The organism is Streptomyces sp. NPDC031265 (genome assembly GCF_055570295.1).
The window spans coordinates 65,687-77,951 of sequence record NZ_JBVIHM010000022.1 but is presented as its reverse complement, the minus strand read 5'-3'; the positions used below and the strand labels follow the sequence as shown (position 1 = coordinate 77,951).

General features: G+C 68.8%; 12 protein-coding genes and 1 pseudogene. 3 read left to right on the top strand and 10 right to left on the bottom strand.

Features of this window, described 5'->3' with window-relative positions:
• The first annotated feature begins 845 nt into the window (after positions 1-845).
• Entirely contained in the window at positions 846-1,274 is a 429-nt protein-coding gene (locus tag ACZ499_RS28445) for a hypothetical protein (RefSeq protein WP_468679125.1), read from the top strand.
• A gap of 16 nt (positions 1,275-1,290) precedes the next feature.
• Here the strand turns inward: ACZ499_RS28445 and ACZ499_RS28440 are convergent, their stop codons facing one another.
• From ACZ499_RS28440 to ACZ499_RS28425, 4 genes are all read right to left on the bottom strand, one after another.
• Entirely contained in the window at positions 1,291-2,226 is a 936-nt protein-coding gene (locus tag ACZ499_RS28440; protein ID WP_468679123.1) for a phosphotransferase family protein, read from the bottom strand.
• 83 nt (positions 2,227-2,309) lie between these two features.
• The gene (locus ACZ499_RS28435) at positions 2,310-2,948 is read right to left on the bottom strand and encodes a hypothetical protein (protein ID WP_468679120.1); all 639 of its coding nucleotides are present in this window, start codon (positions 2,946-2,948) and stop codon (positions 2,310-2,312) included.
• Positions 2,945-4,849 (bottom strand): alpha/beta hydrolase, encoded by a 1,905-nt coding sequence (locus ACZ499_RS28430; RefSeq protein WP_468679118.1) that lies wholly within the window; start codon positions 4,847-4,849, stop codon positions 2,945-2,947. Before ACZ499_RS28430 ends, ACZ499_RS28435 begins: the two co-directional genes overlap by 4 nt.
• Positions 4,846-5,259, bottom strand: a complete 414-nt coding sequence (locus tag ACZ499_RS28425) for a hypothetical protein (protein ID WP_468679116.1) — start codon at positions 5,257-5,259, stop codon at positions 4,846-4,848. Before ACZ499_RS28425 ends, ACZ499_RS28430 begins: the two co-directional genes overlap by 4 nt.
• A gap of 616 nt (positions 5,260-5,875) precedes the next feature.
• Between ACZ499_RS28425 and ACZ499_RS28420 the strand changes: the two genes are divergently transcribed.
• Together ACZ499_RS28420 and ACZ499_RS28415 are read left to right on the top strand one after the other, a co-directional pair.
• Positions 5,876-6,139: a CopG family transcriptional regulator gene (locus tag ACZ499_RS28420; protein ID WP_468679114.1), complete on the top strand. Its 264-nt coding sequence runs from the start codon at positions 5,876-5,878 to the stop codon at positions 6,137-6,139.
• Complete coding sequence (locus ACZ499_RS28415; RefSeq protein WP_468679113.1) at positions 6,136-6,549, top strand: DNA-binding protein; 414 nt, start codon at positions 6,136-6,138, stop codon at positions 6,547-6,549. The genes ACZ499_RS28420 and ACZ499_RS28415 overlap by 4 nt, the downstream gene beginning before the upstream one ends.
• A 52-nt stretch (positions 6,550-6,601) precedes the next feature.
• Here the strand turns inward: ACZ499_RS28415 and ACZ499_RS28410 are convergent, their stop codons facing one another.
• The 6 genes and pseudogenes from ACZ499_RS28410 to kdpB form a co-directional block, all read right to left on the bottom strand.
• Positions 6,602-7,801, bottom strand: coding sequence for a serine hydrolase domain-containing protein (locus tag ACZ499_RS28410; protein ID WP_468679111.1), 1,200 nt, complete (start codon positions 7,799-7,801; stop codon positions 6,602-6,604).
• Between the two features lie 180 nt (positions 7,802-7,981).
• Positions 7,982-8,469: pseudogene (locus tag ACZ499_RS28405) on the bottom strand (nucleoside deaminase).
• A gap of 97 nt (positions 8,470-8,566) precedes the next feature.
• Positions 8,567-8,641: a 50S ribosomal protein bL37 gene (locus ACZ499_RS28400; protein WP_371657075.1), complete on the bottom strand. Its 75-nt coding sequence runs from the start codon at positions 8,639-8,641 to the stop codon at positions 8,567-8,569.
• Positions 8,642-8,710: 69 nt separating this feature from the next.
• Positions 8,711-9,418, bottom strand: a complete 708-nt coding sequence (locus ACZ499_RS28395; RefSeq protein WP_468679109.1) for a response regulator transcription factor — start codon at positions 9,416-9,418, stop codon at positions 8,711-8,713.
• A gap of 53 nt (positions 9,419-9,471) precedes the next feature.
• Entirely contained in the window at positions 9,472-10,155 is a 684-nt protein-coding gene (locus tag ACZ499_RS28390) for a potassium-transporting ATPase subunit C (protein WP_468679107.1), read from the bottom strand.
• 6 nt (positions 10,156-10,161) lie between these two features.
• Positions 10,162-12,258 carry a potassium-transporting ATPase subunit KdpB gene (gene kdpB / locus ACZ499_RS28385; protein ID WP_468679199.1) on the bottom strand — a complete coding sequence of 699 codons (2,097 nt, stop codon included), beginning with the start codon at positions 12,256-12,258 and terminating at the stop codon, positions 10,162-10,164.
• Between the last annotated feature and the right edge of the window lie 7 nt (positions 12,259-12,265).

Sequence of the window (12,265 nt, the reverse complement as noted above, 5' to 3'; positions counted from 1 at the left end):
GTCGTCGAGGCCAAACAAGGACTTGCGGCCAGCGCTGACCTTACTGCCGAAGATAGACAAGGTGCAATGCAGCATCTTTTCGCTACGATTGACGCTCTCGACGTTTTCCATAAACAGGACGCCGTACATCAGCGACGACTGATTTCGGTAATCGTAAACCGCACTGGCACAACAGCCGCTTACCGCTGGGGATGTAGAACCGATCACGTCTTATTATCAGCGGATTCTGAGCCGCCTAGATAGGGGTCTGCACAGCGGGATAGCGATCGGAGCAGCCAGAGCTCTGTGGCACGAATGCGTGTCGATACTACGACGGGTCCGTCATCCCCCGTCACCCGCTCGCCCGATTCACCGAACTACGGCCTGCCCCTCACATCGGCGCTTTCGAGTCCGTACATTCAGACGCGCGGGAAACTCAGGCACCGTCGCGTTATGGAGGGGGCGACGACCACGAACCCGACGCAGTCAGTCGGCAGCCACTGACGCGCGGCCCGGACGAATCGCGGTTGGAGCCAACCGCGGCTGGTCCGTGAGCTACGTACGCTCGCCGCGCGTCGCGGACACCAACTCCCGGCAGATGCCAGCGTGAAGAGGCGTCTCGCCAGTTGAGAGAACGGCCACAGCGTCCCCGATGAGTTCTACGGCCCGTTGATCTGCGCTGCACTCGGGGTCAGCGCGGCCGAGCTCGGGCTCAACCACGTCGGGAGCCAGGGCTCCGCTCTGCTCGACGCTTCGTACCCGGCAAGCCCTGAAGCCGCCTTCGACAACGTCGATCGGCTGTGGCGCGCGGACCTCAACGGGTACGCGCTCGTACGGGTGACTGCAAGGCCACCGAGCGCGCCCTGGTGGCCGCCACGAATGCGCTCGACAGCAAGAACACGGACGACGAGCCCGAGTGGATCTCGTACTTCGACACGACCGAGCTCGCGGCCGCGGCTGCGCACTGCTTCCGTGACGTGAACAGCGCCCGGCAGGCCGTCGCCAACGCCGAGAACGCGATGAGCGGAAACCACGTACGGAGCGACTTCTTCGCGACCATGGTCTTAGCGGACGCGCACCTACGGGCGGGAGAGCCGGAGGAAGCCTGCCGGGTGGCCCTGGATGCGCTGGATCTGGGGGATCAACTGAAGTCCGCCCGCTGCGTGAGCTACCTGGCGGAGTTCCGCGCCCACCTTTCCCGTACGGGGAACTCCTCCGCCATCGTCCGGGACTTCGAGGACCAGGCCGCCGAGCACCGACTGTGGATCGCGGGCGCCGGCCTCGGCACCAGTTGACGTGAGTCGCCCCCCATCAGAAGGGCTTCCACTCCCGCCGCCCCTCCCCCGTCTGGAGTGACTGCACCCGGCGGGCGAACTCCCCTGCGGACTTGGCGCTTGTCGCCACTTGCTGTCCCAGCCACGCGACCATCATCAGCTCGCGCACATCCGCGAGCACGGAGTACCCAGGCCAGTTCATCAGGTCGAAGCCGTAGCGGTAGACGAACTCCCGGTACTCCTCGCGCGAGTGCCAGCCGTACCGCTCGTAGTACATCGCCGTGAGCACGAGATCCCACTCGCGGGGAGCCAGAGCGAAGCCGTCGAGGTCGATGAGGACCGCCGAGCCATCCCGGTGCCGGAGCACATTGCCGACGTTCGCGTCCCCATGGATCATTCCGAAGGGGAGGACGAAGTCGAGGCGGGCGTACTCCTTGTGGAGCCGCCCGGCCCGCTCCTCCAGGAGGCCCCGATCCTCCTCGGATACACCGCCCACACCGTCCAACCGTTGCAGCGAGCCCGACAGCTTCGCAAACGGATCGAAGTACGGCAGCCTCAGCGATTCCGGCTCTTCCAGCCAGTGCAGCCGCCGCAACAGGTCGGCCAGCTCCCCGACCGTCCCGTACTCCTCATGATCCTGCGCGCTCTCCCAGAACGTCACCACGCGGCCCGCGAGCACGAGCGGCTGCGATGCACCACCCCACACCCGCGTCGCCGGGAAGTGTTCCGTCTCCAGCCAGCGGGCAAGGCGCACGACCCGTTCCATCTCGCCCAGTGTGTCCAGGTCCCGGGCTATTCGGACGACCACCGGTAGGGCCGCCAGCCGGTAGACCGCGTTCGATCCCAGCCGTAGCAATTCGGCGCCGGTTAGCTCCAAGTCCGCCTGTCGACACGCCTCTTGGAACACGGCGCGGACCGTCTCTGCCGTGAACCCCGCCGCGCCGCCCGGGATACCGCCATCGCCCGAGATCATGCACTCGACGATACGGGCGTACGCCCCGGTGCACACCGGGGCCCACCGTACGGCGTGCGGTTCGGGCGGACTACGGGAGCGCCCTACCGGCCGGCGGTGGGTGAGGGGTGCTGAGCGGGCGGCGTGGGGGTGGTGGACGACCAGAAGTCGTCGTGGATGTACGGGCGGGGGAGAGGCTTGCCGCCCTCGTAGGCGGGGGTGTTCGTGTCCACGTTGGAGGGAGCGGTGGGCTTTTGGACGGGAGAGTCGGCGAAGCAGGGGGTCGCGATGGTGAACTGGAGCTGGCCTTCGCCGCCCACCGCGACGTCCATACGGAAGTCGTCGGGGGTTGAGGCATAGACGGCAGGGAACTTCGCGTCGGCATCGATGCTGGTGATTTTGAATCCGCGCGCCTTCCAGTTGCGCTCGACCACGCCGAGCAGACTGCCGCGGCGTTCCGGAGAGACGATCGTCATGACCCTGACTCCCCGGGTGACGGAGCCTGCGCCGGTGGCCGAGTTCTTCCAGTCCGGGCAGCCGCTCTCCTCCGATGCCTCATGCACCCAGCGAAGGTTGGGCCTGATGGCGGCGAGGGTTTCCTGGAGGATGGCGTCGGCCTTCTCGGCCGCTTGCTGCATGTTCACCTTTGAGTCGTTCCGTTCGGTGTGGCCGGAGGTGGAGAGGCCGCAACTGGTGGTGGCCAGAAGCGTCAGCGCGATGCCGACGCGGCGGAGGAGTTTCACCGGGGCTCCTGAGTGTGGATCTGTTGTCCTTGGCCCGCGACGATCTTGGCGATGTTCCGGGCAGATTCCCGGTCTCGGTCGGGATCGAAGTAGTGCGAGTGGGCGCTGACGTCGACGGGATTCTCCAAATCCCCGTCCTTGAGCCGGTTGACCTTGTCCGCGTCGAGGATGAACGGGCCGTCTCCCGTCGCGAAGCGCTTGGCACCGAACTCGTGGCTCGCCGGGTCGGTGCCGAAGTAGAGCTGGTCGGGGCCGCCTCCCACATGCTCTCCGATCTTGTGGCCCAGTTCCGCGCCCCCGAAGGGGCCGAGCGGGGTGCCGATGCCGATGATCGCGCCGAGTGCGGTGCCGCCCGACTCGGTCTTGCTAGGCAACTGGGTCACGACGTCGTGCTTGGCTGCGCCCACGTACACATGGTCCCGGCCGACCCCCAGGTCGTCGGCGGTCTTCGCCTCGGTGCCGGGGCTGCCGACCAGGATGATGTCGTCGGCGCCGGGGATGCCGCCGTGCTGCTGGGCGGCGAGGCCGACGGTGAGGGAGCCGTAGGAGTGGCCGATGGCCGTGACGTGCGGATCGCCCGTCTCGTGCGTGGCGGAGACTCCCGCCATGAACTGGTTGTACGCGGACGCGCCGACCTTGGCGTCGTGGTCGCCCATGACTCCGAAGTTCTCGGCGAGCTTGTTGGGGTTGACGAATTTATCGGCCTCGAACTGCGGGGCGTCGTAACCGAGCCAGACGATCGACGCACTCGAAGGGTCGTAGAACCCTGCCCCCTTGGCGGTCGCGCGGGCACGCTTGATGTCGTTGCGGGCGAAGTCCCCGTCGAGTGACGTGCCGAGCCCCGGAACGTAGGCGGAGACGTTCTTCGACGTGTCGGGGTTGCCGAAGGCGACGATGGCGCGGCCGTTGCCCTCTTCGCCGATCCCGAGCAGATACATGGGCGGGACGCCCGGCTCCGGCGCGGCCCGCAGCTGAGTGTCGATGGAGCGCAGCCCGTCCAGCTTGGCCCGGGCCTCCTTGCCGTCCGCCCCGGAAAGTTTCCCGATCAGCAGCTGCAGGTTGTCCCGGTTGGCCTCGTCGCGGGCGGTGGCCGGGACGCCGTCCAGGTTTCCGATGATGTCGGGGCACGCCGCGAGGTATTCGTCGCGCTGGGACGGGGACAGGTGGGTCCACCAGTCGTGGCGGTCGGCCGGGGAGGCGTCCGTGGGGATGCTCTTCCTGAGGCGGTCGCCGGAGACCTCACGTACCGCCGCCAGGTCCGCCGCCGCGTCCTTCCACGTAGCCTCGGTGACGTCCAGGCCCGGCTCGGCCTTCAGACGGTTCAGGGCCGTGGAGAAGTGCTCGTCGGCCTGGCGGGCCGCCGTGAGTGCGCGCTGGATGCGGGTGGCGATCTCCTGGGCCTTGGCGTGGTTCGGGTTGGGGTTGATCAACCCGGGCTGGGGCGCGTTCAGCGACGGCGGGCCGGGCAGGAGGGGCGAGGCGCCGGTGGCGCTGCCACCGGGGACCGGCTCGTTCGTAATCAGGTTCTGGCCGCCGGCCGGGTAGCTGACCGAGCCGTCCGCCGCGACCGTGAAGCCGAGACTTGCCGCGTCGTCCAGCGCGCCCTTCAACTGCCCCTGGAAGCCGACCAGTTCGTACACGAGGGAGCTCAGGGTCGTGCGGACGAGTCCGCATTCGGTGCGGATGTAGTCATAGTTGCGGTCCAGGCGCCGCAGGCGGCCGATGGCGGCCGGCGCCGCCATGCCCTTCTGCGTGGCCTCCAGGCTCCGGACCATCTCGTCGCTGATCCGGTCCCGGGCCGCATCTGCCTGGGTACTGACGGCACCCCAGCCGTCGGCGGCGTCCAGGAGTTCGTCGCACTTGAGGTCGTGCAGCTGCTGCCAGGTGAGCACGGCCGTCACCGGCCCTTGCCGGACGGCGCGGAGTACTGCGCCAGCGCCGACTTCACACCCGCGTCCACCTCACCCTGCGCCCACGCCGTCTCACGCAGAACCGGCTCCAGCGCGCCGCACTCCGTGTGGACGGCCGTCAGCCGCTTCTCCCACGACGCCAGTACGGACGTGAGCGCGGCCATGCTCGCCAGCCCGGCCGTCCCCGCCTCCGCACCCGTGTGGGCCGTGGCCAGAGTGGACTTCACCTTGGCGGTGTCCGTCTGAAGGGCGTGGGCCGCACCCGCCGCGTCCGACCACGGCTTGGCGCTGTGCTTCAGCTCACCGGCGCCACCGCCACCCGCCGGTCCCGCCGACGCCAGCGACATCGCCCCCGGCTGCCCCACCTGGTCCAGCAGCCGCTGCCAGCTCTGCGCGTACACGTACTCCCCACCCTCCCCCGGCGGCTCTCCCGCCACATCCGCAATGACGTTAACGGGTGCGACCTGGGGGTACGCAAGCGCAAACGAGAGCCTGAGCGGGAAAAGGGCAGGAGCACGTAGCACCAGTGCCGCAGGCCGCACAAGAGCGGTCGGGCTCAGCCCGCTGAGCCCGCGACAACAGCGGGACGGGCACGGCATTTTGCCATCTGTCTCAGATCGGTCTTCGAACGGCAGCAGCCGAAGTCGAAGGGAGACCCGATCAAGGCCCGGCACCAGGACCACTCGCCGAGTCCGGAGCGTTCCCGTTCCGGCCCGCTCGTACCAACGCGACCAATTGCCTGGACTTCCCACGCGCCGATCCGCAACTCATTGCGCAACGACTCGGCCGAGACCGTCTGCCAAGGTTGCTTCGGGACGAAAGGTCCTGCCCGCTCATCACCCGCGGCAGCCGCATCGAATGGTCTGCCCGACCTGTCGCCTTCTTGTCGCTGGCTCAGCGGTCAGGCATGCCGCAACAGCCCGAGTGTTTCTGCACGTACAGCTGCCACTCCCACGCCCACCCCAGCCTGCCCGCGCGACACGGCACAGCGGGAATACCAGCAGTAGGATAGGTAGCATGCCTGACCCTACCGGCAAGTACTCGATCACCATGCCCCGCGACATCGCCGAAGCCGCTCGCGCTCGCAGCGGTCATTCCGGGCTGTCCGCCTATGTCGCCGCTGCCGTCGCCCGGCAGATCGAGCGGGACAACCTCAACGAGCTCATCCAGGTGGCCGAGGCCGAGCACGGGCCCGTTGCCGAGGACGAGATCCAGGCCATGCGGGACCAGCTTCAGCAGGCGCGCCAAGAGCAGGCGAGCAACGGGGCGGATGCCGCATGAGTCGCTCGCCGGCCGCCCCGGGTGGCACGCTCGTGCTCGACAGCGAGGGGCTGGCCAAAGCCGTGTTGCGCGACCGGACCATCACCGCCTGGCTCGCCCTCGCCCGCGCCGACGACCTGCGGGTCATCACGTCTGCGGCCACGCTCGTCGAGGTGGTCCACCCCCGGATCAACCGCCCCGCGCTGGAGTGGACCCTGTCCCGTCTCGTCGTCGAGCCGGTCACCGAACCCCTCGCCCGACACGCCGCAGGTCTGCTCGCCGACGCCGGTCTGCACGGCCACAAGTACGCCATCGACGCCATGCTCTGTGCGGCCGCTCTTGCCGCGCCGGGGCCCGTAACCGTCCTGACCTCCGACCCCGAGGACCTCGCCGCCCTATGCGGCGGACGCCTCACCGTGATCAAGATTTGATCGCAGGGTCTGATCGCTGGCGCAGCCCCTCGGCAACCGCCCAAGAACGCTCCTACCGCGGCGGCACCGGCCGGTCATACACATTCCGCGGCGTCACGATCTGCGTGATCGCCCGCGCAACCAGCGACGTCGGCTCCTGGCCCTGGTACGTGATGTCCGTGTTCAGCAGCACCACCAGCGTCGCCTTCTGGGACGGCAGGTATACCGTCACGGACTCGTAGCCCGGGATGGAGCCGTTGTGGCCGGTCCAGCCGCCGCTCTTGAAGATGCCCAGGCCGTAGCTCGTACCGGGGTAGCCCGTGGGGAGTGTCCTGAGGCGCTGCTTCTGGGTTTCCGGGGTGAGCAGTGTGCCCGTGGCGACGACCTTGGCCCAGCGGCGTAGGTCCTGGAGGTTCGAGATCATGGCTCCGGCCGACCAGGCCCAGCTGGGGTTCCAGTTGGTGGAGTCCTCGATGTCGCCGCTCAGGGTCTGGTTGGTGTAGCCGCGGGCGTGCGGCTTGGGGAACTCGGGGCCCTTGGGGAACAGCGTGTGGTCGAGGTGGGCCGGGCGGAGTACCCGCTCTCGGATGAAGTCCTCGACGCGTCGGCCGCTGACCTTCTCGATCACCAGGCCGAGGAGGACCAGGTTGCTGTTGCAGTACTGGAACTGCGCGCCCGGCGCAAAGGTGTTCTTGTGCTTGTAGCCGTACGCGAGGACCTCGTGCGGCGTGAACGTACGGCTCGGGTCGCTCAGCAGGTCGTGTTCGAAGTCCGGGTCGCTGGTGTACGGGAAGAGGCCGCTGCGCATCTCGGCGAGGTGGCGCAGGGTGATCCGGCGGCCGTTCGGCACACCTCGGATGTACTTGGAGATCGGGTCGTCGAGGCGGATCCGGTGGTCGTCCACCAGCTTGAGCAGCGCCGTCACCGTGAAGGTCTTCGTCTCGCTGCCGATCCGCGTGAACAGGTCGGTGGTCATCGGCTTGCCGGTGGCCGTGTTGGCGACCCCGGTCGCACGGACGTAGTTTCCCTTGCCCGGCATCCACAGTCCGACCACGACGCCGGGGATGTCGGCCTGGCGGCGGACGTCCTCGATCGCCTTGTCCAGGCGGGCGGTCAGCTCGGGGCCGAGGCCGTCCGACGGGCACCTGTCCGGCCCGTACCGGTCACACCCCACCGCGTGGGAGGCAAGGGCAGGCGTCGCTGTCGTCGGGGCCAGTACGGACGCCACCAGCAGCGCGGCGGCGAACAGACGTCGGGTGGGGGTACGTCTCATGTCGGGGCGTCTCATGTGGGGCGTCTCTTCCGGATCGGGGCTGAGGAAGCAACGCCACCATCCGGACCCAGGAGAGAGACCCCCGTGCCGTACGCGTCCCTGCGAGTCCACTCGTTCGGGCCTACGTCGAACGTTCGGCCCCGTCGGCGCGCATGTCACGCCGGTCCGCCGCGCGCCCCCTCACCCCTCCCCGATGTCCACCTCGGTGTCCACCCCGGTGTCCACCCCGATGTCCTCCCCCCACAGCTCCGGATTCGCCGCCACGAACTCCAGATCCGCGACCGGCATTCGGCGTCGTCCACCACCACGATCTCCACGCCGCACTCCCCCAGCCACTCACGCCCGCCCCCGAACGTGGACGCCTCCCCGATCACCACCCGTGAGATGCCGAACTGGCGGACCAGGCCGCTGCAGTACCAGCAGGGGGACAGGGTCGTCACCATCGTCGTGCCGCGGTACGTCCGCCGGCGGCCCGCCGCGCGGAACGCCGCCGTCTCCGCGTGCATCGACGGGTCGTCGTCCTGGACGCGGCGGTTGCGGCCGCGGCCCAGGAGGCGGCCGTCCGCGCCGTAGAGCGCGGCGCCGATCGGGATGCCTCCCTCGGCCAGCCCGGCTCGCGCCTCCTGGATCGCTATGGGGAGCAGGGCACGTGCTGCCGCCGGTTCCATGACGTCATTCTGGCCTCGCTGTGCGTCCGTGCAAGCCGTACGAGCCGTACGAGCCGTACGAGCCGTACGGGCGTCGTCGGACGCCCCGGATCATGAATTACGTGTTCGGGCGCTTCCCGTGGTTCGCGCTCTTCTTCTTCCGCGCCCGACGCTTGTTGCCTCGCTTCGACATGGCCCTCGTCTCCCTACGTAAGGTCTGCAATGGCCTACTTTGCCCCACCCTACGTTCCGCCCCTCCCCCTCACACCTCGAACTCGAACCGGTACCCCATCCCCGGCGCCGTCACCAGATACCTCGGGTGCGACGGGTCCGCCTCCAGCTTGCGGCGGAGTTGGGCCATGTAAACGCGGAGGTAGTTGGTCTGGGTGCGGTACGTCGGGCCCCAGACCTCCTGGAGCAGTTGGCGTTGGGTGACCAGGCGGCCCCGGTGGCGGATCAGCACCTCCAGGAGGTGCCATTCCGTCGGCGTGAGGCGTACGGGGGCGCCGTCGCGGGTCGCCTTCTTCGCCAGCAGGTCCAGGGTGAAGGCCGGGGTCGACATCCGGCCCGGGGCCCCCGACCCGGGCTCCGTCCGTGCAGCCCCGGTCCCGTCCCCCCGCCGCGTCACCGCCCTCAGCCGCGCCACGAGCTCGTCCATGCCGAACGGCTTCGTGATGTAGTCGTCCGCGCCCGCGTCCAGCGCCTCCACCTTCTCGTCCGACGTGCTCCGGGCCGACACGACCAGGATCGGGGCCCTCGACCAGCGGCGCAGTGTGCGCATCACGTCGATGCCGTCCATGTCCGGCAGGCCCAGGTCCAGGAGCACCGCGTCCGGTGGGTTCGCGGCGGCCAGGGTGAGGGCGGTCTCGCCGTCGGGGGCCGCGTCCACGGCGTACCGGCGTGCCCTGAGGTTGATCTCCAGCGCCCGTACGAGCTGCGGCTCGTCCTCCACCACCAGCACCCTGGTCATGAGCCCGCCTCCTCCGCCGCCGCCGCGGGTCCCGGCCCCCGTCCCTAAGCCCGTCACTTCCCCACTGCCTCCCTCAGTGCGATGTTCAGCTTCAGGACGTTGACGCGCGGCTCACCGATGAAGCCGAGGATCCGGCCGGTGGTGTTGTCCGCGACCAGCTTCTCCACCTCCGCCACCGGCAGGCCGTTCACCTGCGCCACCCGGTGGACCTGGAGCTTCGCGTACACCGGGGAGATGTCGGGGTCCAGGCCCGAGCCCGAGGAGGTGACCGCCTCGGCGGGGACGTCGGACGGCTCGACCTTGTACGTCGGGGTCGAGTTGTCCCGTACCACCGCCGCCATCGCGTCCTTCACCTGCTGGATCAGCTTGTCGTTGTCACCGGAGAGGTTGGTCGCGCCCGACACGATCAGGTCGTACCGGGTGTTGAGGCCGTTGGCCTTGTTGGAGCCGAGGCCGTTGGACGGGCGCGGCTGGAACCAGTGCAGGTCCGGGCGGGCCGCCTCCTCGGGGTCGGCCGGGTTCTTCTTGGGGAGGTCGTAGCGCTGGCCGATCAGTTCCGAACCGACCACCTTGCCCTGCGACTTGATCTCCGAGCCGTTGGCCTTGCCGCCGAGGGCGGCCTGGGCGATGCCGGTGACGGCGAGCGGGTACAGGACGCCGCAGATCACCGTGAGGACCAGCAGGGCGCGCAGGCCCGCGCCGATCAACCGGGCGGTGTTTCCAACTGAGTTGTTCATCGCAGGTCAGCCGATTCCGGGGATGAGGGAGATGATCAGGTCGATGAGCTTGATGCCGATGAAGGGCGCGATGAGGCCGCCGAGGCCGTAGATCCCGAGGTTGCGGCGGAGCATCCTGTCGGCGCTGGTCGGCTTGTACTGCACGCCCTTCAGAGCGAGCGGTACGAGCGCGATGATGATCAGGGCGTTGAAGATGACCGCCGAGAGGATCGCCGACTCGGGGCTGTGCAGGCTCATGATGTTGAGCTTGTCCAGGCCGGGGTAGACCACCGCGAACATCGCCGGGATGATCGCGAAGTACTTCGCCACGTCGTTGGCGATGGAGAACGTGGTCAGCGCGCCCCGGGTGATCAGGAGCTGCTTGCCGATCTCCACGATCTCGATCAGCTTGGTCGGGTTGGAGTCGAGGTCGACCATGTTGCCGGCCTCCTTGGCGGCCGACGTGCCCGTGTTCATGGCCACGCCCACGTCCGCCTGGGCCAGCGCGGGGGCGTCGTTGGTGCCGTCCCCGGTCATCGCGACCAGCTTGCCGCCGGCCTGCTCGCGCTTGATCAGGGCCATCTTGTCCTCGGGGGTGGCCTCGGCGAGGAAGTCGTCCACGCCCGCCTCCTGGGCGATCGCCTTGGCGGTCAGCGGGTTGTCACCCGTGATCATGACCGTCTTGATGCCCATCCGGCGCAGCTCCTCGAACCGCTCCCGCATGCCCTCCTTGACGACGTCCTTGAGGTGGATCACGCCCAGTACGCGGGCGCCTTCAGCATCTTCCAGAGCCACCAGCAGCGGCGTGCCACCAGCCTGGGAAATCCGGTCGGTGAGCGCCTGGGCGTCCTCCGAAACACTGCCGCCCCGCTCCTTCACCCACGCCACGACCGAACCGGCCGCGCCCTTGCGGATCCTGCGCCCGTCGACATCGACACCCGACATACGGGTCTGGGCGGTGAAGGCGATCCACTCGGCGTCCGTCAGCTCGCCCTGGTGGCGCTCGCGCAGCCCGTACTTCTCCTTGGCCAGAACCACGATCGAGCGGCCCTCGGGCGTCTCGTCGGCCAGCGAGGAGAGCTGGGCGGCGTCCGCCACCTCGGCCTCGGTCGTCCCGCGCACGGGCACGAACTCGGACGCCTGGCGGTTGCCCAGGGTGATCGTGCCGGTCTTGTCCAGCAGGAGCGTCGACACGTCGCCTGCCGCCTCCACCGCGCGGCCCGACATCGCCAGTACGTTCCTCTGGACCAGGCGGTCCATGCCCGCGATGCCGATCGCGGAGAGCAGCGCGCCGATGGTCGTCGGGATGAGGCAGACCAGCAGGGCCGCCAGCACGATCATCGACTGCTCGGCGCCCGCGTACTTCGCGAACGGCTGGAGCGTGACCACCGCCAGCAGGAACACGATCGTCAGCGACGCGAGCAGGATGTTGAGCGCGACCTCGTTCGGCGTCTTCTGGCGCGCCGCACCCTCGACCAGATTGATCATCCGGTCGATGAACGTCTCACCCGGCTTCGTCGTGATCTTGATGACCACGCGGTCGGAGAGGACCTTCGTGCCACCGGTCACGGCGCTTCGGTCGCCGCCGGACTCGCGGATCACCGGCGCGGACTCGCCGGTGATGGCGGACTCGTCGACGGAGGCGACGCCCTCGACGACGTCACCGTCGCCGGGGATGATGTCGCCCGCCTCGCAGACCACGAGGTCACCGATGCGCAGCTCGGTGCCGGGCACCCGCTCCTCGACGGAACCGCTGAGCCGTCGTGCGACGGTGTCGGTCTTGGCCTTGCGCAGGGTGTCGGCCTGCGCCTTGCCCCGGCCCTCCGCGACCGCCTCCGCGAGGTTGGCGAAGATCGTGGTCAGCCACAGCCAGCCCGCGATCGCCCAGCCGAACCAGTCGCCCGGATCCTTGACCGCCAGGATCGTGGTCAGTACGGAGCCGATCTCGACCACGAACATCACCGGAGACTTGACCATCACCCGGGGATCGAGCTTCCTGACCGCGTCCGGGAAGGACTTCAGGAGCTGCTTGGGGTCGAACAGGCCCCCGCCGACCTTCCCCTGGTCCTTGTGGCCAGTGGGGACGTCGCTGTGCGGGGCCCGGGTGGGGGTGGCGGTGGACATGGAGCCG

Bases quoted from the DNA above. Each gene is read 5' to 3' on its own strand.
- ACZ499_RS28440 (WP_468679123.1), bottom strand. From the start codon at position 2,226: ATGATCTCGGGCGATGGCGGTATCCCGGGCGGCGCGGCGGGGTTCACG.
- ACZ499_RS28420 (WP_468679114.1), top strand. From the start codon at position 5,876: ATGCCTGACCCTACCGGCAAGTACTCGATCACCATGCCCCGCGACATC.
- ACZ499_RS28415 (WP_468679113.1), top strand. From the start codon at position 6,136: ATGAGTCGCTCGCCGGCCGCCCCGGGTGGCACGCTCGTGCTCGACAGC.
- ACZ499_RS28410 (WP_468679111.1), bottom strand. From the start codon at position 7,801: ATGAGACGTACCCCCACCCGACGTCTGTTCGCCGCCGCGCTGCTGGTG.
- ACZ499_RS28395 (WP_468679109.1), bottom strand. From the start codon at position 9,418: ATGACCAGGGTGCTGGTGGTGGAGGACGAGCCGCAGCTCGTACGGGCG.
- ACZ499_RS28390 (WP_468679107.1), bottom strand. From the start codon at position 10,155: ATGAACAACTCAGTTGGAAACACCGCCCGGTTGATCGGCGCGGGCCTG.
- kdpB (WP_468679199.1), bottom strand. From the start codon at position 12,258: ATGTCCACCGCCACCCCCACCCGGGCCCCGCACAGCGACGTCCCCACT.